We start from the raw sequence: 25,885 nt of genomic DNA on the forward strand, positions 1-25,885 counted from the left end.
GCAAATGCGGTGATTTTGGGGTATGACCCCTTCAAGGACAAATCTGAACAGTTCCATGGATAACAGCAACGATCTCTTCTCCGGACTGCCCCTTTCGCCGAAACCGGAAGCGGCGGACAAGCCGGTCGTCAAGGCTGAAAAGCCTGTGGCCGCCCCTGCCCCGCGCCCTGCGCCGGCAACCTCGACTGCCGAGGAATATGGGGCGAATTCGATCCGCGTTCTCGAAGGGCTGGAGCCGGTGCGCATGCGCCCTGGCATGTATATCGGCGGCACGGACGAGAAGGCGTTGCATCATCTCTTCGCCGAAGTCATCGACAATTGCATGGACGAGGCCGTCGCCGGCCATGCCGATTTCATCGACGTGTATCTCGACCAGCACGGCTATCTGACCGTCACCGACAATGGCCGCGGCATTCCGGTCGAAAACCATCCGCAGGTGCCGGGCAAGTCGACGCTCGAAGTCATCATGACCAAGCTGCATGCCGGCGGTAAATTCGACGGCAAAGCCTATGAGACCTCGGGCGGTCTGCACGGCGTCGGCGTGTCTGTCGTCAATGCGCTGTCCGATGATCTCGAAGTCGAGGTGGCGCGCAATCGCAAGCTCTATCGCCAGCGCTTTTCGCGTGGCCTGCCCCAGGGCGGGCTGGAAGAACTCGGCGATGTCCATAACCGTCGCGGCACCCGCGTGCGCTTCCATCCCGATCCGCAGATCTTCGGCGAGCATGCCAAGTTCGATCCTGCCCGCGTCTTCCGTATGGCGCGGTCCAAAGCCTATCTTTTCGGCGGCGTAGAGATCCGCTGGAGCTGCGATCCGGAATTGGTGCATGGAGGCTCCGATGTTCCGGAAAAGGCCGTCTTCCACTTCCCCGGCGGTCTGAAGGATTACCTCAAGGCGACGATGGGCAACGAGTTCACCGTCACGCGCGAGATTTTCGCCGGCAAGTCGGAGAAGGCAAGCGGCCATGGTTCGCTGGAGTGGGCGATCACTTGGTACGGCGGCGACCCGCAGATCCATTCCTATTGCAATACCATTCCGACCCCCGAAGGCGGTACGCATGAAGCGGGCCTGCGCATCGCGCTCACCAAGGGCCTGAAGAACTATGCCGAGATGACTCAGAACAAGCGCGCGGCGGGTATCACCACCGACGACGTGATGATATCCGGCGTCGGCATGCTTTCCATCTTCATCCGCGAACCGGAATTCGTCGGTCAGACCAAGGACAGGCTCGCGACCGTCGAGGCGCAGCGCATTGTCGAAAATGCATTGCGCGATCCCTTCGATCATTATCTCACCGACAATCCGGCCGAAGCCGAAAAGCTACTGGAATGGGTGATCGAGCGTTCCGAGGAGCGCCTGCGCCGCCGCAAGGAGAAGGAAGTCAACCGCAAGACGGCGGTGCGCAAGCTGCGCCTGCCGGGCAAGCTCGCCGATTGTTCGCAGAATACCGCCGAAGGCGCCGAACTCTTCCTCGTCGAAGGTGATTCGGCTGGCGGCTCCGCCAAGCAGGCGCGCAACCGCACGAACCAGGCGATCCTGCCACTACGCGGCAAGATCCTCAACGTCGCCAGCGCCGGCCGCGAAAAGCTGTCCGCTAACCAGCAGATCGCCGATCTCGTCCAGGCGCTCGGCTGCGGCACGCGCTCGAAATATCGCGAAGAGGACCTTCGCTATCAGCGCATCGTCGTTATGACCGATGCCGACGTCGACGGCGCCCATATCGCCTCGCTGCTGATCACGTTCTTCTATCAGGAAATGCCCGAGCTGATCCGTGGAGGCCACCTATTCCTGGCCGTGCCGCCGCTCTACAAGATCACGCAGGGGTCGAAATCCATCTACGCCCGCGACGACGCCCATCGGCTGGAGCTGATGGAGACCGAGTTCAAGGGCAAAGGCAAGGTCGAAATCAGCCGCTTCAAAGGCCTCGGCGAGATGCTCCCCGCCCAGCTTAAGGAAACGACCATGGACCCGGCGAGACGTACGCTCTTGCGTGTCGAGATCGACGAGGTGGATTTCGAGGGCACGCGCGAAGCCGTCGACAATCTCATGGGCACCAAGGCGGATGCCCGTTTCCGCTTTATCCAGGAGCGTGCGGCATTTGCGGAGAATCTGGATATTTAGCGGAATACGGCGCTCTTCTATTCGATACTTCTCCGATTTGCAGTTATTAGTGTATGTTTGGAAGGCATTTTGGAAAGCTGAGGCGCATGCACCAGATTGACCTTGCTACCGAACAAGCAGTTAAACGCTTCGTGGGTTTGATAGCTGACCGTTACGATACGGCCGGCGCTATCGTCTATGGCAGCCGAGCGCGCGGGACGCATCGTCCAGACAGTGATGCCGATGTTGCAGTTCTTCTCAGCGGCGAGCATCAACGCTTTCTGTCCACGAAGCTTGCGATGGCTGACGTGGCTTTTGACGTTCTGCTAGAGACTGGAATCAACATTTCGCCACTTCCTATCTGGCTCGATGAATGGGAACATCCGGACCACTACTCGAATCCGGCCTTGCTTCATCGTATCGCTAAGGAAGGCATTAGGCTGTGAGCGGCAATTTGATGGCAGGAGCTTTGATAGCCAAAGCAGATCAGGCGTGTAAATCAGCTCGCGTCCTTCTTGATTTGGGAGATGCTGACGGTGCTTGCAATCGCGCTTACTATGCAATGTTCGATGCCGCACGCGCCGCGCTCCTTGCATCCGGCGCCGTGAAAGGGGACATCGGCAAGACGCATCGCGGCCTCATCAATGCCTTTAGTGAACATCTCGTGAAGGACGGCCCCATATCCAAGGAGATGGGGCGGTCCTTGAAACGGGCTGAGGAAATTCGTGTGGTCGCAGATTATACAGGTGATCTCATTGAACTGAGCGATGCCCGTGAAATCGTAGGTCAGGCAGAGACGTTTGTATTGGCCATGCGTAATGCATTTCTGCCTGACGAGGAGTAGTTTCGCAGTTCTCCCTGCGGCAAAAGCGACTTCGCGATATTTTTATCGAATTGACCGATATCCGTAACGAAAGCGTCACGGGCGGATGCATAGATGCGGCATCTTTGCGAACCCGCCAACTCATGATCCGGATGTGACGATATCGCCATGTTGAAGCCCTTTTTGATGACTGCCGCCGCGGCCCTTCTTTTCGGTTCCACCGCTGCCCGCGCCACCGACATCGGTACGATCGATGTCCCCTGCCCCTTCGGTGACTGCAAGGCGGGTATCAGCCTCTCCTATCTCGGCGAATACGACATTCCGACGGGCTTCATGGAGAACGGCGTTGAAGTCGGCGGTCTCTCCGGCATCGATTTCGACCCTTCGACCGGCCATTATGTCTCCATCAGCGACGACCGCTCCGAAAAGGCACCAGCGCGCTTCTACGATCTCGATATCGATGTCAGCGCCGCCGGTCTCAAGGGCTTGACGGTGCTCGATCACGTGACGCTGAAAGATAAGAACGGCCAGCCATTCGCTACCCGCACGGTGGATTCGGAGTCGATCCGCATCGGCAAGGACGGCATCTATTGGAGCAGCGAAGGCGACGGCAAGGCGCTGCTGCCGCCTTTCGTGCGGGTTGCCAATCGCGACGGCAGCTTCGTCCGCGAACTGCCGCTGCCCGCAGGCTTTGCACCGACCGCCGACAGGAGCACCGGCATCCGCGACAATCTGGCTTTCGAGGACCTGACCTTTCTCTCCGGCGGAGATCTTCTCGTCGGCATGGAATCGGCGCTTTACCAGGACGGGCCGATAGCGACGCTGACCAACGGCGCGCTTGCCCGCCTGATCCGCTATGACGCGGCCACCGGCGAACAGAAGGCGCAATATGTTTATCCGATCTCGCCGATCCCGCAGGCGGCTGGCAAACCCGGCGGCTGGAATGATTTCGGCATGTCGGATTTCGTGGCGCTGGACGACCGGCACGTGCTGTCGATCGAACGTGGCTATGCGCAGGATGTCGGCAATTCGGCCGTCATCAATATGTTCGATCTCGAAGGTGCAACCGATGTTTCGAACATCCCGTCCTTGGCGAAGACCGATCAGCGTATCGTGCCCGTGCGCAAGGCCCAGGTCATGGATCTGCGCGCGCTCGGCCTTGCGCCTGACAACATCGAGGGCATCACCTTCGGCAAGGCGAAAGACGGCACGGATGTGTTGATTTTCGTTGCCGACAACAATTTCAATCCGACGCAGAAGACACAGTTCTTTGCCTTCAAGGTCATCCGCCGGCCGCAATAATAGGCGGTCTACTCTCGCGTCGGTAGTCGTCCGGCTGTCACGGCAACGGAATATATAGGCTTTCAAGTAGAGGCCCTTGAAACAGCCTAGATCATACCCCATAACCGGTTGATCTAATAAAAAGAGTGAAGCAAGTCCGGTGGGTGTATTCGAACGTCATAAGCCAAGGGAGCCGCGTTGGCTGGGGCCGAGCGCGCCCGCGCGCATGGCCCTTATTCCGTCGATTTCGGCGGCGCGTTGGCTGCTGATCCTGATTGCCGCTGCCGGCATCTATTTCTTCTACGGTTTTCTCGTTCCAGTGCTGGCCGCGGCGGTGATCGGTTTCGCCACCTGGCCGCTTTATAGTGACCTCGTGCGCCGCACCAACGGCAACACGACGCTTGCGGCAACCATCGCCATCGCCTTCATCGTGACCTTTCTGGTGCTGCCGATCGTGCTCTCGGCCATCTATATGGTCGGCGAGGTGCGCGAATGGTTTACCTGGGCAGTACATGTCAACCGCGATGGTGCGCCACCGCCGCAATGGATCCTGGCGCTGCCGATAATCGGCTCCTGGCTTGGCGATCAGTGGACGCAATATGTCGGCAGCCCCGGTTCCATCGGCGAATTGGCGCAGCTCGTCAGCGGCGCCCATATCGGCAATATCTATCGGGCAGTGCTTGCCGCCGGCGGCGGCGCCTTCCATGTCGTGTTGACTTTGCTGTTCATGCTGATCGCCCTGTTTTTCATCTATCGCGATGGAGCCAGCTTCGTCCGTCAGGTCGATCTTTTGGGCGAACGTATCCTGCCGAACCGTTGGGAGCGCATTTCTCGCGTTGTGCCGGCAACGATCAGCTCCACGGTCATGGGCATGACGTTGATCGCCATCGGCGAAGGCGTCGTGCTGGGCGTTGCCTATTGGATTGCGGGCGCGCCATCGGCAGTCACGCTCGGCGTTCTGACGGGGGTCATGGCGCTCGTGCCTGGCGGCGCGCCGCTCTCCATGTCGCTCGTCTCCATCTATCTGCTCGCCAGCGGCTCACCCTGGGCGGGCGCTGGGCTATTCGTGTGGGGGACGGTCGAACTCTTCATCGTCGACAAGACGCTGCGGCCGAAGCTGGTCGGCGGTCCGATCAAGCTGCCTTTCCTGCCCACCTTTTTCGGTCTTGTCGGCGGGGTCAAGACCATGGGCTTCCTCGGTCTGTTCATCGGGCCGGTGCTCATGGCCATCATCGTCGCCATCTGGCGCGAATGGATCCGCGAGGCGGAATTGACCGAGGAACAGCACGCTCAGGAGCCGGAACTGCAATTGCGTATCCGGGACGGTTCGGACGGCTGATTAGGGCGCCGTGCGTTCATTCGAGCGCGCAAAGGTCGCTCCAATCCCTTGAATCTGGGCGTCTTATCCCTGCGGGAAAGTCTTCTCCATGAACAGGCTGAGCGGATCAAGCCCGTAGCCGCCGAACGGTCCGATCTCCGTATAGCCGAACTTGCTGTAGAGGCTGATTGCCTCCGGCTGATATATGCCGGTTTCGAGCCGTAGCGCCGTCAGCGTCCTTTCCGTCGCTTTTTCTTCCAGTGCTTCCATCAGCATCTGTGCGACCTTGCGTCCCCTGGCAAGCGGATCGACAAACATGCGCTTGATCTCCGCGGTGCCATCCCCCGCCTCGACCAGCGCGCAGCAGCCGACCGCATTGCCATCGAGCCGCGCGACCCAGAAGGTCACTTCAGGCCTCTCCAGCGACTCCAGATCGAGCAAATGGTTGCTCTCCGGCGGATAGAGGGATTGCGCATAGGCACTGGACATGTCGAGAAGACGGATAACGCCGTCTTGGCGCGGTGATTCAACGGCAATTGTTAGCGGCAAGATAGATTCCTAAAGCTGCAATAGCCGATGACTATCACGCTGCGGCAAGAGCTGCCAGAGCCGCGAATGTCCGCGCAGTCTGCCGGCGCTCCGCATTGGCAAGCTTCTCCACCATGTCCAGCAATTGCAATGCCGCGATGGGCGATTGTTCTGCAAGTCGGAACTTACGCATCAACCGCGCCGAAACATTTTCCAACATGGTGCCGCCATTGGTGCGCGATGCCTCACGCCAGATCAATGTCGCCTCGACAAAGACCAGGCTGATATCGCGCGACAGGCCGGCGGATTCATAAAGCGCGCGGACGGCATAAACGCGGCCGGTGGAAAGGATGGAGCGCACGCGCCGCTCGTCGCAGGCCGAAAGATTGGTGATCGCGCCGGCGAAGAAGTCCACCTTGCCGGAGCAAAGCGCATGCATCAGGAAAGCCGGTGTCAACCAGCCGGACTGCCTGAGGTGCTCGACCAGATCGGGAATGTCCTCATGCTGCACTGTGCCGGCGATGGAAACCGTCGCTGCCTCACTGGCCTCCCGCGTAAGATGCTGAAGCCTGCCCGCGCCGATCGTGGCCTGAATGAGACTTGAGCCCGCCAGCGCCTCGCTGACATGCCGCATCAGAAGGTGACGGACGTCAGACGGCAGCACGTCTCGATCCAGAAGCAGACCGCGTATGTCGGCGTGATCGCCAAGGCGCTCGGCGATCCGCTTCAACGAAGCGCGCGACAAGGAGGCGCCGTCGTTTTCCAATAGGCAAAGGATTTCGGTCTCACCGCCGATTTCGGCGAGCGCTGCGGAAACCGACCGCGATACCCGTCCGCGCGAGGCGATCAGCACGCGCGTCACATTGCTACCGCGCAGCGCGAGGTCGACAAGATCTGCATCGGTGAACACAGGGGAAAACAGAATGACCTGCCCCGCGATCTCGGGTTGATCTTCCGCCAGCGACAGGATGACGTTACGCGGCGCATCCGGGGAACGGGCTACGGCCTCGGCCAGCGAGAGGCGCACGCGCGGTGACGGATCGTCGAGCATATAGGTCATCGCCATCTCGGCGGCGGCCCGCTCTTCTTGCGGCATCACCGACTGCAGATAGGCCCGCCCGAGTGCATTGGCAGCCCTCGCCCTACCCTCTGCCTTGGCGGTCTCGGCCCAGCGAAGAAATGCTTCTATGATCACGTAACGCCTCGATATCGGCGGGACGATTCTCGGCCCGCAAACTCACATCGGACACGTTAACGATGAAAGGTTTACGGGCCGTTTACCTTATTTATTAACCACTAATGCGAGACCCGGCAGAGCACTGATGTCACGGCGCTTTTGGCCGCAGCAGTTCGAAGACATCGCTGCCCTCGCTATAGTCCATGTAGCCCATGCGTGCGACGGGCCGCGCCAGCGCCATGTCCAGCCGACCGTCCCGAATGATCGCCTCATCGATATGGATGCCGACGACCTGGCCGAGGACCATGATATTTTCCGATGGCTCGCCGTTCAGCCCCTTAGGCTGCATGACCTCGGTCACCCGGCATTCGAGCACGGCAAAGGCTTCGGCGACATAGGGAGCGTCGACCAGCCTGCCGGGTTCGGCAGTCAGCCCGGCCAGGGAGAACTCGTTGATGCCGTAGGGCACGGCGATCGAGGAATGGTTCATCTTTTCGATGAGGTTGCGGCTGACGAGGTTGGCGGTGAAGACGCCGGTTTCCTCGACATTGCGAACGCTGTCCTTCCGGCCCGCCGACGAGAACATCACCAGCTTTGGCCGGTCGCTGACTGCGTTGAAGAAGGAGTAGGGCGATAGATTGAGCGAACCGTCCCTGCCCTTGCTGCCGATCCAGCCGATGGGCCGTGGCGCGACGATGGCCTTGAAGGGATCATGGGCCAAACCATGGCGATTGGTGTCCGTCGTGTAGAACATCACGCGTCTTCGCCACCGACCCAGGTCACGGTCTCGGTCAATTCCGGGCGCGGGCGCTCGGTGGATGGGAAGGTAGAAGAACCGATATGGATAAAGCCGGCTACCTTTTCGCCCGGCTGGACGCCGAGCAGCGGATAGGCACGTTCGTCATAGGCGAACCATTCGGTCAGCCAGTTCGAAACCCAGCCATGGGCATTCGCCGCGATCAGCAGGTTGAGGCAAAGCGCGCCGGCCGACATCAACTGTTCCCATTCCGGGATCTTGAAATGCGGCCCGGCCTTGCTGACGACGGCGATAACGACAGGCGCGCGGGTGAACCGCGTACGCTCGACCTGGATCATCTCTTCGGACAAGTCCGGCTTAGCTTCGAGCGCGAGCTTCAATAGCTCTTCGCCGATCCGTACGCGCTCTTCGCCGCGATAGACGATGAAGCGCCACGGGGCGAGTTTGCCGTGATCCGGCACGCGCGAGGCGAGCCGCAGAATATCTTCGATTTCGGCTTTATCCGGGCCGGGTTCCATCATCTGAAAAGCGGGAATGGATCGGCGCACCGCCAGATAATCGACCAGCTTGATATCGGTTTTCATGGAATGATTGCTTTCATTTTCATGCGCGGGAGGAAGTGGGTCTTGAATTTGCCACTGCATTGGTCTTGAAGTGGCGTGTGTTTTACCGGAAGTCAATCGGTTAGGAACTCATGTCAGGCATTTCATCCGCTCGCCGATTAGGCACGGCTTTCGCGATACTCGCGAGCCTGAGCACTGTTGCGTCGGCGCAGGATGCCTTCAAGGAGTTCAAGCAGCTCGACGGTAGCGTGAAGATGCCGAAGCTCAACGCCTTCATCGCGCCGGGCGGGGAAAATTCATCCGCTCAAACGCTGCGCGACGTCTCGCTCGAGGCGAAGCTGGGGCCTGACAGCGGCCCGCAATTGCAGGGCCTCTCCTGGTATGTCTTCAGCCCCTTTGCTGGTGCCGACGGCAAGCTGCCGCTGGTTGCGAGCTCGAAAGGCGGCTCGGCGTCCTTTCATCTCATGCCCGGTGATTATTTCGTCAACGTCTCCTTCGGCCGCGCCGGCGTCACCAAGAAGTTGACCGTGCCCGAAAGCGGCGTGCTGCAGAAGCAGATCATGGTGCTCGACGCCGGCGGCATGGTGCTGAACGCCGTCTCCGGCTCGGACGTGCGCATCCCGCCGGATGAGCTGAGTTTTTCGATCTATTCCAACGATGCGAAGGAAGACGGCGAGCGCGGCCTCGTCATGTCCGGCGTCAAGCCAAACACGCTGGTCGGCCTCAGCGCCGGCACCTATCACGTCGTCTCCGAATATGGTGCCGTCAACGCCGTCATCCGTGCCGACATCCAGGTGGAAACCGGCAAGGTGACCGAAGCGACGATTCAGCACAAGGCGGCGAAAATCACCTTCAAGCTGGTATCGGACGCCGGCGGTGAGGCGATCGCCGATACGGCCTGGTCGATCCTGACTTCTTCCGGCGATATCGTCGGCGAAAGCCTCAGCGCCTTCCCCACCATGGTCCTTGCGGAGGGCCAATATACGGCCATTGCCCGCAACAAGGACAAGATCTATCAGCGCGACTTTGCCGTCGCGGCCGGCAAGAATACCGATATTGAAGTGCTGATGAAGGAACAGCAGCCGCAGGACGCCAACGATCAGCAGCAGCCCGCGCAGCAGATTCCCATCCCGTCGGCACAGGTGCAGCAAAACCAAGCCCCGCAAACGAAGCCGGCCGCCTCTGGCCAGCAGCACCCGTTGCCGACCTACGAGCAATTGGCACCGTCGGCTGGCGGCGACGATGGCGAAAGCATGGACTGAGGCGAGACGGGCTTCGAATTTGCGTGCGCCGGTCTTTATACGGCCTTCTTCCGTAGCGCCCGCCTTGGAGGCGCCATGGAAAATACCGCACTGTAGAGCTTCGACAACAAATCCTTGCGGTCGTTGCCTTCGCTGAGTGCCTCCCAGCTCATCAGCCTGCCGACATGAGCAGTGATGGTGCTGCCGGAAAGACGGCGGAACTCGCGGATCAGCAGCGAGATGCGCAGGGTCATCGAGACGCGGCTGGCAAGATGGAAGAGCCGGCCGTTTTGCCCTTCGAAATAGATGGGAATGACGCTGGCGCGCGCCGCCTGAATGAGCTTTGCCGGAAAGATTTTCCACGGCAAGTCCTCGGCGCGGCCAAAGCCCTTCTTGGCCGTTGCGACGCCGCCGGCGGGAAAAACGATGATTGTCGTTCCTTCCTTGAGCAGGCGAACGGCCTCGTGGCGCGTCTTCATATTGATCGCCATCGCCTCCTTGGTTTCCTCGAACGAAACCGGCAGCGAATAGTCGTTCATCTCAGGCACTTTCAACAGTTCGTTGTTGATTAGCACTTTGAACGGACGGCCGAGCTGTTCGGCGAGTGCCAGGACGGCGATCCCGTCGCCGATACCGAAGGGATGGTTGGCGACGATGACGATCGGCGCATCGGGAATGTCCTGCGGCGGCCATTCGCCCTTGGCAATCAAGCGCACATCGATGAGATCGAGCATCTTGCCAAAGACACGTTCGCTTTTGCCGACGATATCGCTGCGCCAGATGTCGTAAAGCCGGGCATAGCGATCGCGCCCCGAAAGGCCCTCGATGGAGCGGATGAACCAGCGCTTGATGCGCGTATCCCGTTCATTGGCGTAGGATAATTCTTTGAAATCCAAATCCGCGACGGGCTGCCCCGCTCCTTGAATTCAATTGCGCCGAAAGTCAGGAAAGGCGCGCAACAGTTTGATTCATCATATATATTAAAGTTTCACGTCAGTTGTCTGACGGCTCCTTGAAGGTGCCGTCAGACAACATCTGATATCAAGCGGCCTTGGCCCGCTTGGCTTCACGTTTGCGCAAGACATCCGGCGGCGTCGCTTCGAGCGCCAGCGAGGCAATGGCTTCGTCGAGCGACATTGCCGTCTGTGCCTGGCTGCCGAGGCGGCGGATGTTGACCGAGCGCTCCTCGGCTTCCTTCTTACCGCAGACGATGATCACCGGAACCTTCGTCACCGAATGCTCGCGGATCTTGTAGTTGATCTTCTCGTTGCGGAAATCGGTCTCGACATCGAGTCCGGCTTCGCGCAGCGCCTCAGCAACCTCGTTGCCATATTCGTCGGCTTCCGAAGTGATGGTCGCGACCACCACCTGCAGCGGCGATACCCAAAGCGGCATATGGCCGGCGAAGTTCTCGATTAGGATACCGAGGAAGCGTTCCATCGAGCCGCAGATGGCGCGATGGATCATCACCGGCTGCGTCTTTTCGGAATGCTGGTCGATATAGAAGGCGCCAAAGCGTTCCGGCAGGTTGAAGTCGACCTGCGTCGTGCCGCACTGCCATTCACGGCCGATTGCGTCCTTCAGCGTATATTCGAACTTCGGCCCGTAGAAAGCGCCCTCGCCCGGCAGAATGCCGGTCTTGATGCGTCCTTCGGACTGCGCCTCGATGGTCTTCAGCACGTCCATCATCACGCTTTCGGCGCGGTCCCAGAGGTCGTCGGAACCGACACGCTTATCCGGGCGTGTCGAGAGCTTGACGACGATCTCCTTGAAGCCGAAGTCCTCATAGACCGACAGGATGAGATCGTTGATCTTCAGGCACTCGGCAGCCATCTGCTCGTCGGTGCAGAAGATATGCGCATCGTCCTGCGTGAAGCCGCGCACGCGCATCAGGCCATGCAGAGCACCCGATGGCTCGTAGCGATGCACCGCACCGAATTCTGCAAGCCGGATCGGCAGTTCGCGATAGGACTTCAGGCCATGCTTGAAGATCTGGATGTGGCCCGGGCAGTTCATCGGCTTCAGCGCGAAGACGCGGTCGTCGTCGGTCTCGTCGCCGGCGACGGTAACCTTGAACATGTTGTCGCGATACCAGCCCCAGTGACCCGAGGTTTCCCAAAGCGACTTGTCGAGCACCTGTGGCGCGTTGACTTCCTGATAGTCGCCCTGCAACCGCCGGCGCATATAGGACACCAGCGTCTGGAACATCCGCCAGCCCTTGCCGTGCCAGAAGACGACGCCGGGGCCCTCTTCCTGGAAATGGAACAGGTCCATTTCGCGGCCGAGACGACGATGATCGCGCTTCTCGGCTTCCGCAAGAATGTGCAGGTAGTTATCGAGATCGGCCTGCTCGGCGAAGGCCGTGCCGTAGATGCGGGTCAGCATCGGATTGTTGCTGTCGCCGCGCCAATAGGCGCCCGCCACCTTCATCAGCTTGAAGGCCGAGCCGATCTGCCCGGTGGAAGCCATATGAGGACCACGGCAAAGGTCGAACCAATCGCCCTGGTAATAGATCTTGAGATCCTGCCCTTCCGGAATGGCATCGACAAGTTCAACTTTGTAGCGCTCGCCCTTGGAGGCGAAGACTTCCTTTGCCTTTTCGCGCGACCAGATCTGCTTGGTGAACGGCGCATTGCGCTGGATAATCTCGCGCATCTTCTTCTCGATGACCGGCAGGTCATCGGGCGTGAAGGGTTCGTTCTTGGCAAAGTCGTAGTAGAAGCCGTTTTCGATGACCGGGCCGATGGTGACCTGCGTGCCGGGCCACAGTTCCTGCACCGCTTCCGCCATGACGTGCGCCGCATCATGCCGGATCAGTTCCAGCGCTCGGTCGTCGTTGCGGGTGATGATCTCGATCTTGCCTTCGGTGATCGGATCGGAAAGGTCACGCACGGTGCCGTCGATCGCAACGGCGACGGCCTTCTTGGCAAGCGACTTGGAAATGGATTCGGCAACATCCCGGCCGGTTGCGCCAGCATCGTAGCTGCGCACGGAACCATCGGGAAATGTCAGGGAAACGGATTGGGACATCGAAATTCTCCTTGTCCAGTCCCGCCAACGAATGCGGGTGGTTTTGAAAGATGCGGTCAATCAATCTTGATTGAATGCGGTCGCCTGATAGCGATATTTAGCGATTTAGTAAAGGAAAAGCAGCCTTTACTTGCCGATCATCTTGGCCAATCCGCGCACGGTGTTCCAGTTGCGCAACGTGCCGACGCCGAGGCGTTTGGTGGTCAGCGCTGGCAGCAGACGCGTCTCGCTTGCCTTGCCGCCAAAGTCGATCCAGAGGTCGCCATCGACGATTGTGATGCGCTCGGTGCCACGATTCTTATCGAACCCAGCAATAACAGAAGCATCGAGCGGCTTGCGCATGACGCGGACGATGACTTCGCTGCCCTCGCCATCCTTGAACGGATTGCCAGCGGCAAGTTTCTGCCATCCCTCGGCATCGCGGCCGATAATGTCGACGGATTTGCCGAAAGCCTTGGTAAATCCCGCCTCAAGACGCGCCTCGATTTCCGCCATCGGCTGTTCTTCCGCTTCGAAAACGAGGTTGCCGGTCGCAACAAGCGTTCTGGCGTTGGAAAAGCCAAGCCCCTCGGCCATTGCCTTGAGATCGCTCATGACCACCCTGCGTCCGGCACCGAGCACGATGCTGTGGAGCAATGCGACGTAAGTCTTCATGCCGCTCCGGCCGGTTTCCGGCCGATGAAAAAGTAACGCCAGGGCATCCACCAATGATAGCGGGTCCCCATCGTCTCCGGCACGGGATCGAGACCGCTGGTGCCTCCTGGCCCGCAGCGCGCCACTCGGAAGAGCGTCATCCAACCGCCGGCCCATAGACCGTGACGGGCGACGGATTCGTAGCCGTATTCCGAGCAGGTCGGGATATGACGGCAAGAATTGCCGATGAAACCGGAAAGGGTCAGTTGATAGAAGCGGATGAGACCCATGCCGAGGAGCCGGTCGGGCGTCTTGCGGAAGGGGCCGGAATAATTGCGGGAATGGCTTGGCTTTCCATTGTGGTGAGGAGGTATTTTGTCGCGCCGTAGCCTTTTGGAGCTCGCAGCCGCCCCTCCGTCATCCTCGTCATCTTGCATGGAGCAGAGATGGCACATCCCGTGCGGCCCCGATTAAACGGCTTCGGCCGTTATGGCCTCGTTGGAGCCGCGCGCCGCCTCGATCTGGCCGACCGCATCCACGACGGCATCGAAGGTCAGCATCGTCGAGGCATGCCGCGCCTTGTAATCCTTAACCGGCTTCAAATAGCGCATATCCTCGAAGCGTCCTGTTGGCCCCTCGCCGTCCGCCTTCAGCATGGCGAGCATGTCTTCGCGTGCCTGGCGTACTTCGGAGGCGGTAGCGCCGACGACATGGCGCGCCATGATGGAGGAAGATGCCTGTCCGAGGGCGCAGGCCTTGACGTCGTGGGCAAAATCGGTCACGACATCGCCGTCCATTTTGAGCCAGATTTTGACGCGGGAGCCGCAAAGTCTGGAATGGGCCTGAGCGCTTGCATCGGCGTCGGAAAGGCTGCCGATGCGTTCGATATTGCCGGCAAATTCCAAGATCTTGCTGTTGTAGATGTCGTCCATGATCGCTTTGCTCCGACGCGCCCCGTTTTGTGTTTCATAACAAAAAACACAGCGTGTCTCGTTAGGATACTTTCACAGGGACAATGCCATACTATATGTATGTCGTTCGAAGGCCATCAAATTGCAATGGTCTTCTGTAAGTTTGATGGGAAACCGTGCAGGACGGCAGGCTTGTCCGCCAGCCAGAACGCCCCGGAGCCCGCCAAAGGTGCATAGTTCTCCACGTTCCGGAGGATACCAGTGGCGAGTCCGACAAAATAAGATCCGCGGTGCGGATCAGGAGACCACAGGTAATGGACGCCATTGTAAAGAACTTTCCGCAACCGCTTGAATCCAATCCGGTATCGGACCGCCCGTCGCAAAAGGAAGCCGAAGACGCTGTCCGCGTTCTGCTTCGCTGGGCAGGTGACGATCCGGAGCGCGAAGGCCTGCTCGATACGCCGACGCGCGTCGCCAAGGCTTACCGCGAACTCTTCTCCGGCTACGAGATGAACCCCGAGGACGTGCTCGGCCGCACCTTCGAGGAGGTTTCCGGCTACGATGACATGGTCCTCGTGCGCGACATTCCATTTTTCTCGCATTGCGAACATCACATGGTACCGATCATCGGTAAGGCGCATGTCGCCTATCTCCCGAATGGCCGCGTTCTTGGCCTGTCGAAGATCGCCCGTGTCGTTGAAATCTTCGGCCGCCGCCTGCAGACGCAGGAGGCCATGACCGCCCAGATCGCCAACGCCATCGATGACTCGCTGCGCCCGCGCGGCGTCGCCGTCATGCTCGAAGCCGAGCATATGTGCATGGCGATGCGTGGTGTGCAGAAGCAGGGCTCGTCGACGTTGACGACGACCTTCACCGGCGCCTTCAAGGCCGATCCGGCCGAGCAGGTCCGCTTCATGACCATGGTCCGGAGCCGCTGATAGGGCTTTCCACGAAAGAGCCGAGATGAACCTGGTATTCAACGAGCCTTCTGAAGATAAATCTGAGCTTGAGGATGCGGGCGATTTCACGCCCCGTTTCGATGATCGCGGCCTGATCACCGCGATCGTCACCGACGCCCATGACGGTGAACTGCTGATGGTCGCGCATATGAATGCCGAGGCTCTGGCACTGACCATTAAGACAAAAACGGCGCATTACTTCAGCCGTTCGCGTGGGAAAATCTGGAAAAAGGGTGAAACCTCCGGAAATCTGCAGACGGTGAAGGAGATGCGTACCGATTGTGATCAGGATGCTATCTGGCTGAAAGTTGAGGTCGCCGGTCACGATGCAACATGCCATACTGGACGACGTTCCTGCTTCTATCGCACGGTCGAGCTGGAGGATGGAAAGCCTGTGCTGAACGTCGTCGACGATCATCTGCATTTCGATCCCGGCGAGGTTTATGGGCACTAAGCACCGCCCACCGGCTTGGTCAGCAACAGCCAAATATACGATTTGGAAACAAAAAAGGGACAGTATTTCAGCAAGAGGCAAGTATACGCCTCGGAGGAAAGCCATGTTGAACTGGGGGTTGATTCGTCAGAGCGCCGGGCAGGTTCCTGCCGGTTCAGGTCCGACCATCTCACAGGACACACCCCCTCCACCCGCTGTTCCCGCTCCCCCTAAGAAAGTAAAGATCGCGCTGGCACTCGGCGGTGGCGCCGCCCGGGGCTGGGCGCATATCGGCGTATTGCGTGCCCTCAATGAGGCAGGTATCGAGGTCGGCATGATCGCTGGCACCTCAATCGGCGCCCTGGTCGGCGGCTGCTACCTCGCCGGCAAGCTTGATGAGCTGGAGGGTTTTGCCCGCTCGCTGACCATGCGCCGCATCGCCAGCCTCCTCGATCTTACGATCGGCGGCAGCGGTCTTTTTGGCGGCATGCGGCTCACAAAGCGCATGCAGGAACACTTGGAAGGCTTCGCGATCGAGGATCTGGACCGTCCATTCGTTGCGGTCGCTTCGGAACTAAATACCGGCCACGAGGTCTGGATCACAAACGGTTCTCTGATCACGGCACTCCGGGCATCCTATGCCCTGCCCGGCATTTTCGAGCCGGTGCGCACCAATAGCCGCACGCTGGTCGACGGAGCGCTGGTCAATCCGGTGCCCGTTTCTGTCTGCCGTGCCTACGAGCAGCCGCTCGTGGTCGCCGTCAACCTGCACTACGATCTTTTCGGCCGTTCGGCCGTCGTCAAACATAATTCCGGTCCATTGAATGGCGAGCCGCAACGCCGGGATGAGGCGCCCTATACCAAGCTCGGCATGACCGGGGTGATGGTGCAGGCTTTCAACATCATCCAGGATCGGATTTCTCGCGCACGCCTCGCCGGCGATCCGCCGGACCTGGCGCTGCATCCGCGCCTCAGCGACATCGGTCTCTCAGAGTTTCATCGCGCCGGCGAAGCGATCGAGCGCGGCTATGAAGAGACCTCCATCCGGCTCGCCGAAATCAGGCGCATGCAGGAAGCCTTTGCCAGATAGGGCATGACTTATTCGGAAATGGAAGGATGCTGCGGAGGCGGAGCCGATTTCGGCTCCGGCGAGCGGGATAGCTCCGCTAATGCCGCGCTATCCGGCCTTGCTTTGGGCTCAGCGCGTTCGTCGCGGCAATCGACCCACTGGGTCGATTGCTTCGGTGATGCCGAACCGCTCCTCACCCGGCGATGTAAGCCTTGATCTGTTCGGCCTCGAGCTCGATTTCGCGGATGCGCCATTTTACGACGTCGCCGATTGAGATGATGCCCGTGAGCTTGCCTTTGTCTTCGACCGGAACATGGCGGAAGCGGCGGTGTGTCATCAGTTCCATCAGCTCGTCGGTGGTAGTGTCTTCCTTGCAGCGGTGCACCTTCGCCGTCATCAGTGAAGCAATCGGCTGGTTGAGGCAGTCTGGGCCGTGCTTGGCGACCGCGTTGACGACATCGCGTTCGGTGAAAATGCCGGAAATCTTGCCCGCCATCCCGACGACGACGATGGCGCCGATGCGGTGTTCACTCAGAATCTTGGCGGCTTCTGCAAGGGTCGTATTTCCCCCGGCGGTGGTGACATTGCGACCTTTGGCATCAAGTATGGCTTTAACGGAAACAGACATTCGATCCTCCCATCTCGAAAGCAAAGTGAACAAATGAGCCTCGGATTTGTTCCGAATCGCCTCCGGACCTGGACCGATGCTGCCTTCATCGATCCGCGTCGGTCTCCTCCCTTCGCGGCCGATAAGTGTCAATGGTGCGCTAGTGGGGCCAAGAAAGCAACAGCTTCATCCGCCTATGGAGCCGAGTTTTCGAGTTCGATACGGGGTTCCCGGTCGAACAGGGAAAACAGTAGGAAGCCGAAAAGGAAGCCGCCGATATGCGCATCCCAGGCCACCGGCTGCGTGCTGTCGCCTACGATCGTGATGCCGAAAGCGACGAGCGCATTGCCGGCGATCCACATCACGATATAGGCGACGACCGTGCGGCTGCGCAGCGAGGCCAGGATCGATAGGCGTGGATTGAGATGCGCCTGCCGAATGCCGACACGACGGCCACCCATGGCGGGAAAGGCAAAACGGCAGGCCGCTCCCATCAGCCCTGAAACGACGCCCGATGCGCCGATCAGCAAGCTTTGGTCGCCCCAATAAATGGCGGCATGCAGGAATGCGGATGCAGCCGCCGAAAGAACCCAGAAGATCACGTAACGCACAACACCGATCCGGCGCGCGACGGGAGCGGCAAAGACCATAAGCCACAGCCCGTTGAAGACGATATGCTCGATGCTGCCATGCAGGAGCGAATAGGTAACCGGCGTCCACAGCCATTCCAGCCCCTGTTGCGACAGCGGAAAGGCGTAACGCGCGGGAATGAAGCTGAAGGTGAAATACAGCCAATTCAGCGTATCGTCCGACCACCAGGGCAGGTTTTGAATAGCGAAGACAACGATGAGCAGGCCGAGGCTTGCGAGGATAACGGGCGGCAGGTTGAAGGCAGGAACCCGCTTCGGCGGCCGATTTTCCTCGGGCTCGTGGCGCGGCGGCTCTGCATCATCCATGATTTGCTCTGATATCTTGAGAAGGGACTCGAGACATACAGCAGCGAATATCAAAAAAAAAGCCGCCCAACCCCGTCGGACGGCTTGTTCGGGCGCTCCTCGCTGGGATGTGCCGCAATGGTTATGTCCCACGCCCGAGAATAGTTTGTGCTGAAGGTCACCCTCGTGAAGTGATGGTCTATTCTTCCCACTCATGGCCCCGCAAGGCAAATGAAAGCCTCTGTTAACCTTAATGGCTCGGCCGTGGCACGAAATAAGCAAGGCATGACGTAAGGGCAATGAATGCCCCGGCATCTGAATTGAAATGGGACACAGGCGCGTCATGCGGCAGAAAACCAGCACAGAGATATTTACCTATTGGGAGCAGCTTCGCGGCAACGCGGATGCTCCCCTGCGCAATTTGATACAGCCCTCGGCAGTCCGCCATATTCTGCCCCAGCTCTTCATTCTGGAGTCGATGCCCGACGAGGCGCCGCGTTTTCGGCTGGCCGGAACGGCGATCTGCGGCTTCATGGGCCGCGAGCTTCGGGGCGAGAGCTTTGCCGCACTGTGGGCCGGAAGCCAGCCTGACGATCCCGTACGCATCGCCGCCGGCGTGATGGCGCATGTCGTTCCTGCCTTGATCAACGCAACAGGTTACAGCATCAGCGGCCGCAACATGGCCTTCGAAATGGTGCTGATGCCGGTGCGTTCGGCCGGCGATATCTGCGATCGGCTGCTTGGCTGCCTGACGCCGGTTGCCCATGCGTCATGGCTTGGTGGCGAACGTCTGGAGTTCCTGGCGCTCGATCGCAGCCGCCTGCTGTACGAGCGTCCCGCCCGGCGCGTCGAATTGTCGCCGCATCTCGATCCCGTCGATTTGACCTCTCATCACGCCCTAAATCCTAAGGCGGGTGGACGCGATGAAGGACCGGTTGATCCATCGCGATACAGATTCAACCGTCTTCTCTGAGCTATCCCTCAGAGAAGACAACCTTACCTTAAGAAGTTTCGGCTAGTGATTGCATGAGACATAATCGGTTGAAGAAGCCTTTTCATGCATTCATTCCAGTCAGCCCAAACGACGCGGCCAAATCAATTGGCGGGGAATGCGCCGCGCATGGATCAGCGGACCTTTCAGCGGGTTCCGATCAATATGCAGGGCCGCCTGATGCTGGCCAACTACGAAGAATTCGAATGCCTGGTCACGGATATGTCGCCCGGCGACATGTACGTCACCTGCCCTGGCCGCCCGCGCACCAATGAGCGTGTCGTCGCCTATATCGACCATCTCGGCCGGGTCGAGGGCCATGTTGTCGCCGTCGACGCCCGCGGCTTCAGCATGTCGATCAACGCCACCGACCGCAAGCGCGAGAAGCTCGCCGCTCAGCTCACTTGGCTGGCCAACAAGCATGAGCTCGGTCTGCCGGAAGATCGTCGTCACGACCGTCTGACACCGCGCAATACCCTCAGCGAACTGACGCTGGAAGACGGCACGCGCTATGTCTGCCGCATCATGGACCTGTCGCTTTCGGGTGCGGCCGTCGATGTCGAGGCACGCCCGCCGATCGGCACGCCGGTACGCCTCGGCAACATGCGCGGCCGTGTCGTACGCCACTTCATGGAAGGCGTCGCGATCGAATTTCTCTCGCTGCAATCTCGCGAGACCTTGCGCGAATTCCTCTAATTTTGTCATCGTGCTGTCACGCCGGCTGGTGAAATAGCGGCGTTTCACCCCTCTGCCTGTGTGACGGCCGATGAAGACGCTTTATCCTGAAATCGAGCCCTATGATCAGGGCATGCTTGACGTCGGCGATGCGCATCGCATTTGCTGGACGCAATCGGGCAATCTGAACGGTGTTCCAGTCGTCGTCCTGCATGGTGGTCCGGGTTCCGGCAGTTCCGCCAGTACTCGCCGCTTTTTCGATCCGGAACATTATCGCATCATTCAATTCGACCAACGCGGCTGCGGCGGAAGCTTGCCGCATGCGGCAGAGCCGCGGGCAGACCTTTCCGCCAACACCACATGGCACCTGGTTGGCGACATCGAGCAGCTTCGGCTCTTCCTCGGCATCGAGCGCTGGCTGGTCTACGGCAATTCCTGGGGCTGTACTCTGGCGCTGATCTACGCCGAGACGCATCCGCAACGCGTCGCAGCCCTCATTGTCGTTGGGGTCACCATGACGCGGCAATCTGAGATCGATTGGCTCTATAACGGGCTTGCCCGCTTCTTTCCTGAAGAATGGGCTCGCTTCCGTGCTGGCGTGCCAGAGAGCGAGCGCAATGGCGATCTGGTGGCTGCATATTATCACTTGCTCCTTAATCCGGATCCGGCCGTCCATGCCAAAGCCGCCAAGGACTGGCACGACTGGGAATCGGCTTCGATCCTCGTCGATACCCAAACGACTTTGCCCAGCCGCTGGTCCGATCCCCGATATCTCACTGCAAGAGCGCGCATCATCACGCATTACTTCCATTATCGCGGCTGGCTGGAAGAGAGCCAGATATTGCGGGACATCAACCGGCTCGAGGGTATCCCCTGCACGATGATCCAGGGCCGGCTCGATCTGGAGGCACCCGTCATTACCGCGTGGGAGCTGTCGCGGGCATGGCCTGCGGCAAGATTGGTCGTGGTTCCCAATTCCGCCCATTCGCCGGCGACGTCGGAGATAGCGGCAGCCATTGTCGAAGCGACGGACGAATTTCGCGTCATCGGCTGATGGCAACGAAAAAACTCAAAAAAATTTTTGAGCACGCCTTTTCCCAAAATGGCACAGCCTGAGGGAATTTCTGACATTCGTGAGGTTCGGGCGATGTGCCGAGACGAAGCTACCGTCCTATTTCGGCGCTGCTGCCGGCAAACGGTGTTCCTCGCCGACATTTGTGGGCGAAAACAAAATTATTTAAAAACAAGCGGATACGCGGAATCCCCATACGGAATCCCAAGCGGAAAAACATTCGAATTTTAATCGAATTCCCCGAAAGTTTGATTCAAGTTTTGCGCTCATTTTATGACAATTCTACGCGCATTTGAATCAACTAAGTCCTTAATTTGACTACGTAATTTTGCGTCGGATAAAAGCCTGCATGTCATTCTGGTCCCAATAAAACAGGGACACGGACATGGGCTTTCAATTCCTTCTTCGCGGTTATGCCGCAATGGCTCTTTTTACCTTTGGCTGTCTCGGCTTCGCCCATGCGACGCCGGCCAATATGACGATCACCGGCGATGCCGCGCCGCCGATCGGTCACTATGAGTTCTGCAAGGAAAATCCGAGGGAATGCGCCTATGCCGGCGGCGATGCCGGTCCCGCTATTCTTACCGAAGATCGTTGGAAGACCATCCTGAAGATCAACTACACGGTCAATACGACGATCAAGCCTATGACCGATATGGATCTCTATGGCGTCGAGGAAAAATGGGCGATCCCGACCACTGCCGGCGATTGCGAGGATTTCGCTCTGCTGAAGCGCAAGGAGCTGATCGACGCCGGCTTTTCGGCCTCCGACCTGCTGATGACGGTCGTGCTGCAGCCGAACGGTGAAGGCCATGCCGTGCTGACGGTGCGCACCGATCGCGGCGACTTCGTTCTCGACAATATGCGCAATAAGGTGAAGCTTTGGTCGGATACCGAATACACCTTCCTGAAACGTCAGTCCGCTGACGATCCGGCTCGCTGGGTCAAGATACAGGATGGCCGCGCCGTTGCAGTCGGCAGCTTGAAGTAGGTCGTGTTTCCGCCACGTGATCACCGGTGACCTAGCACCGGTGGTCTCAGTCAAGGCCCCGGTCTGTCCCCGCATTTCTGTCCCGACCGGCGCCTCTGAGCCGTTCCCGCTGTCCCGGGAACGGCTCTTTTCGTTTCCGGGGTGTGCCCAGGGCAATTGCCCGAAAAAACGCCCGGCGGTTCATCCGGCATTGCGAAGGGGCAAAAAGATAGATCGGCTCCCATGATTTCGTGAAACGATCAACCCCTTCAGCCCGAAATCCGCCCCGATTTTCGCAAAGGTATTTGTGCCGATAAATATGCAAGCCGACGCATTCTTAACGGCTCATTAACCAATATGGCGGCAATCATTCCACAGCGAGACTCATCAGGGGTCTTGAGCCGCGGCGGACGCGTCATTGACGACGGTTTCCAAGGCGGGATGGAACCGAAGGCAAGAGCATGACCCCTCCTCTGTCATCCGCCTCCTCGATCGACGAACAGCCGCTGATATCGAGCGGCCTCGTTTATCGTCTCACGGCCGGCGTTGCCGTACTCGCCGCACTTACCGTTGCCATCACCATTGGTGGCCGTTGGCTCGGCGAAAAAATCTCACTGGCCGGCCACACTGCCGATATCAAGCCGATCACAGTGACGATCGGCGAGGATACGTTGCGTCTTGGCGCCAACACCATCCGTTTCCCAAGCGAACGCGTAAGCGGCGTCGCGGAACGCGTCGATCTCTACCTCACCTGGCCGCAGATGCAGGGCTATAGCGATGCCGACCGCTTGCGCTTTGACGATATTTCCCAATCCTCCTCGCTGATTTTCCTACAGCTCAGCCAGAGCACGATGTCGCGCGACATGTCCGGCCGGCTGGAGCCGATCTATTCGCATCTGATGGAAGGCGACGCCTTCGCCGGTCCACATGGGCTGACGGCCCATCGTCTGCGCGCCGACGCCGGCTATAGTGGCGAAGTGCTTCTGACCGCGCCGCGCGCTGGCGAGCCGGATTATGTCGTGCGCTGCATCTTGCCCTCCTCGCCCGCTGAGGCGACCAGCGGCGATTGCCAGCGGGACATCAGGGTCGGCAAGGATCTCAGCGTGCTTTATCGGTTTTCCAGTCATCAGCTTGGCGACTGGCGGACGATGGATGCTGCTGTCCAGAGCTTCGTCAAGACACGCCTTGTCGATACCGCTGGCGCGGTGGAATCTCCGTAAGTGGTGACTAAAATTATGCGGAATCCTGAAACCAACTGTTCATCATAAACCGATTGGTAACGCTAAACCTCTACTCTTGAGAGCCAACGGGCGCTCATGGAGGCGGCGGCCGGATAATTGAGAACGTAAATGCAAGCAGAGAGTGAAGTAGTGTCCAGATCAATTTTTTCCGCATCCTCATCAAACTCCGGCAAGTTTTTGGCGAAGGTGCTGTTCGGTTTTGCAATCACGACTGCGACGGTGACCGTTACCGTCGATGTATCGAATGCAGCCGGAGGCTCGAAATACGCGGGCATCGTTATTGACGCGAACACGGGTAATGTTCTCTACAGCGAAAATGCGGATACGCTTCACTATCCCGCTTCGCTTACCAAGATGATGACCGTCTATCTGACCTTTGAGGCGCTTGAGGCCGGTCGGATTACACTCGATACTCCTGTCGTCTTTTCGAAAAATGCAGCCTCGCAGGCCCCGACCAAGCTTGGCATCGGTACCGGCCGCTCGGTGACCGTTCGCGAGGCGATTCTCGGCATCGTCACCAAGTCCGCCAACGATGCGGCGATGGCGCTCGGCGAAATGCTTGGCGGCTCGGAAGACAATTTCGCCCGCATGATGAACAACAAGGCCCGTGCGCTCGGAATGACGCGGACGACTTATCGCAATCCTAACGGCCTGCCGAATACCGCGCAGATGACCACGGCGCGCGATCAGGCCCGCCTCGGCGTCGCCCTGCGCGAGCACTTCCCGCAATATTACGGCTTCTTTTCTGAGACGAGCTTTCGCCTCGGCAACAGAGTGATCCCGGGTCACAACCATCTGCTCGGCTCGGTCCGCGGTGTTGACGGCATCAAGACGGGTTACACGCGTGCTGCCGGATACAATCTTGCCACTTCGGTGAAGGTCGACGGCCGCTCGATCGTCGGCGTCGTGCTTGGCGGCGCCTCGACGCCCGCCCGCGACAACCAGATGCGCAAGCTGATCGCCGCTTACCTGCCGCTGGCATCCACGAAGCATATCGACTCCAATGTCGTCGCCCAGACGAAGGTGGAAACGCCCAACGTCCGGGCTGCAAGCGCCCGCATGGCGGCTGCCGGCAGCGCGAAGATGAGCAAGGACGAGACCGCCGAGGCTGACGACGACCAGCAGCCGTCGAGCGCCACGGCTTTTGCGGCGATCACGCCGAAGTCGAGCAATCCGTTGCTCACGACCAAGCAGAAGCAACGCGCCGCATCCGATGAAGTGGCTTCCATCGAACCGACATCGGCGACTACGGATGAAAGTGATACGGATGAAGTCGACGCCGTCACGACTGCCTCGACGTCCAGATCGGATACCAAGATCATTAAGACCCAGAAGGTCGAGAAAACGGAAAAGGCTGAAAAGCCTGAGAAGGTTACCAAGGCGAGCAAGGATGAGGCGGGCCCGACCGGCTGGGTCGTCCAGATTGGTATTTCCTCCAGCAAGGATGGCGCCAACGATCTGCTCGATACCGCCAAGAGCAAGGGCGGCAAGGCATTGCGCTCGGCCAAGCCCTACGCGCTTGCCTTTGATGGCGGCTATCGCGCCCGTTTCGGCGGCTTCGAGGACCAGAATGCGGCTGTCAACGCCTGCAAGGCTCTCAAGAAGGCCGGCGTGAAGTGCTGGGCGAGCTTGGAATAGGGATGTGACACGGCTTTCCGTGCCGCATCGTTCAGAAATCTACCGGATTTTGCATAGCGATATCCGGTTCTTCCGGTCTTGGATGATCATGAGGCCGGCCCTGAGTTTGTAATGTGTTACGGGGATGTGAAAATGGCGATGAACGAGAACTTTCCGGGTTTCTCGCTCGATGGCGGGGGAAAGATGAAATCGAAGGGCTTTGCTCTTCATCCGCTGCATGAGGCAGCCATGCGGTTGGCCGATCTCGGCCTCAGCCGTTCGCGTTCGCGCAGCAAGACGAAGGACCTGATCTCCGTCCTGCTTTGCCACGGAGCCCGCGCCTGGCGCTATTCCCAGCCGGAAGCCCACATCCACCTGCACATTACCGCGCCGAATGGCCAAGCTCCGGTATTGATGCGGCTGCGCTAATCAGGAAAAGTGCAAGGATGGAGCGGTGCTGCGGCTCCCGAGGCGGCGGCCGCTCTACAGCAATCCCAATTCGGAAAGCTCGCGACGCAGATCGGCAGGCAACTCATTGACGCCGCCGCCAAGGCTGTCGAGATCGCGCGGCACATCTTCCTGCGGCAAGTAGCGCCAGCCCTGGAAGGCGCGACGCGGCTGGCTGGCGGTTTCGACTACGCTCGGATCGAGAATAAGCCGGCAGCGGTGGATTCCATCGACATCCGTGAACGTCTCGATACCGAGCAGCTTTTGCCGCGCCTGTACCTGCCCCTTGATCACCCAGTAAAGCGAGCCGCCGTCCAGCAGCTCATCCACGCGCTTCGGCACCATGCGGGTCGTATGGGTGGTGTGCGGTTCCAGACCGGCGGCGATGGCGCTCATCGCCCGCTCGGAGACCCATTCGCGCAGATCCTCAAGCGAATCCGCGCCCACGCACAATTTGATGATATGCAAAGCCATGACGCCGTTGAAATCCTTTTGACCGGCAGCGTCAA

The 25,885-nt window shown here is 59.4% G+C and carries 28 protein-coding genes; 16 read left to right on the top strand and 12 right to left on the bottom strand.

Annotated features, from left to right (window positions below; all coding sequences use genetic code 11):
• Nucleotides 1-55 precede the first annotated feature (55 nt).
• The 5 genes from parE to QA648_RS07040 all read left to right on the top strand — a co-directional run bounded on the left by parE (nucleotide 56) and on the right by QA648_RS07040 (nucleotide 5,541).
• On the top strand, nucleotides 56-2,119 hold the full coding sequence (gene parE, locus QA648_RS07020; RefSeq protein WP_283050456.1) for a DNA topoisomerase IV subunit B: 2,064 nt from the start codon (nucleotides 56-58) through the stop codon (nucleotides 2,117-2,119).
• Nucleotides 2,120-2,205: 86 nt separating this feature from the next.
• A complete protein-coding gene (locus tag QA648_RS07025) occupies nucleotides 2,206-2,544 on the top strand; it encodes a nucleotidyltransferase domain-containing protein (protein WP_283050458.1) in 339 nt (112 codons plus the stop codon).
• The gene (locus QA648_RS07030) at nucleotides 2,541-2,942 is read left to right on the top strand and encodes a HEPN domain-containing protein (RefSeq protein ID WP_283050460.1); all 402 of its coding nucleotides are present in this window, start codon (nucleotides 2,541-2,543) and stop codon (nucleotides 2,940-2,942) included. Before QA648_RS07025 ends, QA648_RS07030 begins: the two co-directional genes overlap by 4 nt.
• Before the next feature lie 147 nt (nucleotides 2,943-3,089).
• Nucleotides 3,090-4,223, top strand: a complete 1,134-nt coding sequence (locus QA648_RS07035) for an esterase-like activity of phytase family protein (RefSeq protein WP_283050461.1) — start codon at nucleotides 3,090-3,092, stop codon at nucleotides 4,221-4,223.
• A 139-nt stretch (nucleotides 4,224-4,362) separates the two neighbouring features.
• Nucleotides 4,363-5,541 carry an AI-2E family transporter gene (locus tag QA648_RS07040; RefSeq protein ID WP_104823141.1) on the top strand — a complete coding sequence of 393 codons (1,179 nt, stop codon included), beginning with the start codon at nucleotides 4,363-4,365 and terminating at the stop codon, nucleotides 5,539-5,541.
• A 63-nt stretch (nucleotides 5,542-5,604) separates the two neighbouring features.
• On the opposite strand, the gene QA648_RS07045 is transcribed toward QA648_RS07040, so the two are convergent.
• The 4 genes from QA648_RS07045 to QA648_RS07060 form a co-directional block, all read right to left on the bottom strand.
• Nucleotides 5,605-6,069 carry a GNAT family N-acetyltransferase gene (locus tag QA648_RS07045; RefSeq protein ID WP_199773551.1) on the bottom strand — a complete coding sequence of 155 codons (465 nt, stop codon included), beginning with the start codon at nucleotides 6,067-6,069 and terminating at the stop codon, nucleotides 5,605-5,607.
• A 34-nt stretch (nucleotides 6,070-6,103) separates the two neighbouring features.
• A complete protein-coding gene (locus tag QA648_RS07050) occupies nucleotides 6,104-7,258 on the bottom strand; it encodes a DUF2336 domain-containing protein (protein ID WP_283051245.1) in 1,155 nt (384 codons plus the stop codon).
• Between the two features lie 115 nt (nucleotides 7,259-7,373).
• Nucleotides 7,374-7,979 (bottom strand): flavin reductase family protein, encoded by a 606-nt coding sequence (locus tag QA648_RS07055; RefSeq protein WP_104823143.1) that lies wholly within the window; start codon nucleotides 7,977-7,979, stop codon nucleotides 7,374-7,376.
• Nucleotides 7,979-8,566: a nitroreductase gene (locus QA648_RS07060; RefSeq protein ID WP_283050463.1), complete on the bottom strand. Its 588-nt coding sequence runs from the start codon at nucleotides 8,564-8,566 to the stop codon at nucleotides 7,979-7,981. Before QA648_RS07060 ends, QA648_RS07055 begins: the two co-directional genes overlap by 1 nt.
• 110 nt (nucleotides 8,567-8,676) lie before the next feature.
• Here QA648_RS07060 and QA648_RS07065 point away from each other — a divergent pair, with 110 nt between their 5' ends.
• A complete protein-coding gene (locus QA648_RS07065) occupies nucleotides 8,677-9,807 on the top strand; it encodes a hypothetical protein (protein ID WP_104823145.1) in 1,131 nt (376 codons plus the stop codon).
• Between the two features lie 35 nt (nucleotides 9,808-9,842).
• On the opposite strand, the gene QA648_RS07070 is transcribed toward QA648_RS07065, so the two are convergent.
• From QA648_RS07070 to QA648_RS07090, 5 genes are all read right to left on the bottom strand, one after another.
• Nucleotides 9,843-10,682, bottom strand: a complete 840-nt coding sequence (locus QA648_RS07070; RefSeq protein ID WP_104823146.1) for a lysophospholipid acyltransferase family protein — start codon at nucleotides 10,680-10,682, stop codon at nucleotides 9,843-9,845.
• Between the two features lie 145 nt (nucleotides 10,683-10,827).
• A complete protein-coding gene (gene thrS / locus QA648_RS07075; RefSeq protein ID WP_283050465.1) occupies nucleotides 10,828-12,816 on the bottom strand; it encodes a threonine--tRNA ligase in 1,989 nt (662 codons plus the stop codon).
• Nucleotides 12,817-12,942: 126 nt separating this feature from the next.
• A complete protein-coding gene (locus tag QA648_RS07080) occupies nucleotides 12,943-13,470 on the bottom strand; it encodes a DUF1697 domain-containing protein (protein ID WP_260303870.1) in 528 nt (175 codons plus the stop codon).
• Nucleotides 13,467-13,904 carry a membrane protein insertion efficiency factor YidD gene (gene yidD, locus QA648_RS07085; protein WP_260303871.1) on the bottom strand — a complete coding sequence of 146 codons (438 nt, stop codon included), beginning with the start codon at nucleotides 13,902-13,904 and terminating at the stop codon, nucleotides 13,467-13,469. Before yidD ends, QA648_RS07080 begins: the two co-directional genes overlap by 4 nt.
• Nucleotides 13,905-13,919: 15 nt before the next feature.
• Nucleotides 13,920-14,381 carry an iron-sulfur cluster assembly scaffold protein gene (locus tag QA648_RS07090; protein ID WP_260303872.1) on the bottom strand — a complete coding sequence of 154 codons (462 nt, stop codon included), beginning with the start codon at nucleotides 14,379-14,381 and terminating at the stop codon, nucleotides 13,920-13,922.
• A gap of 293 nt (nucleotides 14,382-14,674) precedes the next feature.
• Here QA648_RS07090 and folE point away from each other — a divergent pair, with 293 nt between their 5' ends.
• The 3 genes from folE (at nucleotide 14,675) to QA648_RS07105 (ending at nucleotide 16,842) form a co-directional block, all read left to right on the top strand.
• On the top strand, nucleotides 14,675-15,298 hold the full coding sequence (folE, locus tag QA648_RS07095) for a GTP cyclohydrolase I FolE (RefSeq protein WP_283050466.1): 624 nt from the start codon (nucleotides 14,675-14,677) through the stop codon (nucleotides 15,296-15,298).
• 25 nt (nucleotides 15,299-15,323) lie between these two features.
• Nucleotides 15,324-15,773, top strand: a complete 450-nt coding sequence (hisI, locus tag QA648_RS07100; protein ID WP_260303873.1) for a phosphoribosyl-AMP cyclohydrolase — start codon at nucleotides 15,324-15,326, stop codon at nucleotides 15,771-15,773.
• 103 nt (nucleotides 15,774-15,876) lie between these two features.
• Entirely contained in the window at nucleotides 15,877-16,842 is a 966-nt protein-coding gene (locus QA648_RS07105; RefSeq protein WP_104823153.1) for a patatin-like phospholipase family protein, read from the top strand.
• A 172-nt stretch (nucleotides 16,843-17,014) separates the two neighbouring features.
• Here QA648_RS07105 and QA648_RS07110 read toward each other — a convergent pair whose 3' ends face one another.
• Nucleotides 17,015-17,449, bottom strand: a complete 435-nt coding sequence (locus tag QA648_RS07110) for a CBS domain-containing protein (protein ID WP_104823154.1) — start codon at nucleotides 17,447-17,449, stop codon at nucleotides 17,015-17,017.
• A 173-nt stretch (nucleotides 17,450-17,622) separates the two neighbouring features.
• On the bottom strand, nucleotides 17,623-18,399 hold the full coding sequence (locus QA648_RS07115; protein WP_283051247.1) for a rhomboid family intramembrane serine protease: 777 nt from the start codon (nucleotides 18,397-18,399) through the stop codon (nucleotides 17,623-17,625).
• 307 nt (nucleotides 18,400-18,706) lie between these two features.
• Between QA648_RS07115 and QA648_RS07120 the strand changes: the two genes are divergently transcribed.
• The 7 genes from QA648_RS07120 (at nucleotide 18,707) to QA648_RS07150 (ending at nucleotide 25,358) form a co-directional block, all read left to right on the top strand.
• Nucleotides 18,707-19,336 carry a PAS domain-containing protein gene (locus tag QA648_RS07120; protein WP_283050469.1) on the top strand — a complete coding sequence of 210 codons (630 nt, stop codon included), beginning with the start codon at nucleotides 18,707-18,709 and terminating at the stop codon, nucleotides 19,334-19,336.
• 84 nt (nucleotides 19,337-19,420) lie between these two features.
• Nucleotides 19,421-20,050, top strand: coding sequence for a PilZ domain-containing protein (locus QA648_RS07125; RefSeq protein WP_283050471.1), 630 nt, complete (start codon nucleotides 19,421-19,423; stop codon nucleotides 20,048-20,050).
• 70 nt (nucleotides 20,051-20,120) lie between these two features.
• Nucleotides 20,121-21,083 (top strand): prolyl aminopeptidase, encoded by a 963-nt coding sequence (pip, locus tag QA648_RS07130; RefSeq protein ID WP_283050473.1) that lies wholly within the window; start codon nucleotides 20,121-20,123, stop codon nucleotides 21,081-21,083.
• Between the two features lie 439 nt (nucleotides 21,084-21,522).
• A complete protein-coding gene (locus QA648_RS07135) occupies nucleotides 21,523-22,092 on the top strand; it encodes a transglutaminase-like cysteine peptidase (protein WP_245463977.1) in 570 nt (189 codons plus the stop codon).
• 440 nt (nucleotides 22,093-22,532) lie between these two features.
• Complete coding sequence (locus tag QA648_RS07140; RefSeq protein ID WP_283050474.1) at nucleotides 22,533-23,291, top strand: hypothetical protein; 759 nt, start codon at nucleotides 22,533-22,535, stop codon at nucleotides 23,289-23,291.
• Between the two features lie 129 nt (nucleotides 23,292-23,420).
• Nucleotides 23,421-24,950 carry a D-alanyl-D-alanine carboxypeptidase gene (locus tag QA648_RS07145; protein WP_283050476.1) on the top strand — a complete coding sequence of 510 codons (1,530 nt, stop codon included), beginning with the start codon at nucleotides 23,421-23,423 and terminating at the stop codon, nucleotides 24,948-24,950.
• A gap of 132 nt (nucleotides 24,951-25,082) precedes the next feature.
• The gene (locus tag QA648_RS07150) at nucleotides 25,083-25,358 is read left to right on the top strand and encodes a hypothetical protein (protein ID WP_104823162.1); all 276 of its coding nucleotides are present in this window, start codon (nucleotides 25,083-25,085) and stop codon (nucleotides 25,356-25,358) included.
• 54 nt (nucleotides 25,359-25,412) lie between these two features.
• On the opposite strand, the gene QA648_RS07155 is transcribed toward QA648_RS07150, so the two are convergent.
• A complete protein-coding gene (locus tag QA648_RS07155) occupies nucleotides 25,413-25,850 on the bottom strand; it encodes a DUF1489 family protein (protein WP_104823163.1) in 438 nt (145 codons plus the stop codon).
• Between the last annotated feature and the right edge of the window lie 35 nt (nucleotides 25,851-25,885).

The organism is Rhizobium sp. CB3171 (assembly GCF_029714265.1).
Lineage (GTDB): Bacteria > Pseudomonadota > Alphaproteobacteria > Rhizobiales > Rhizobiaceae > Rhizobium.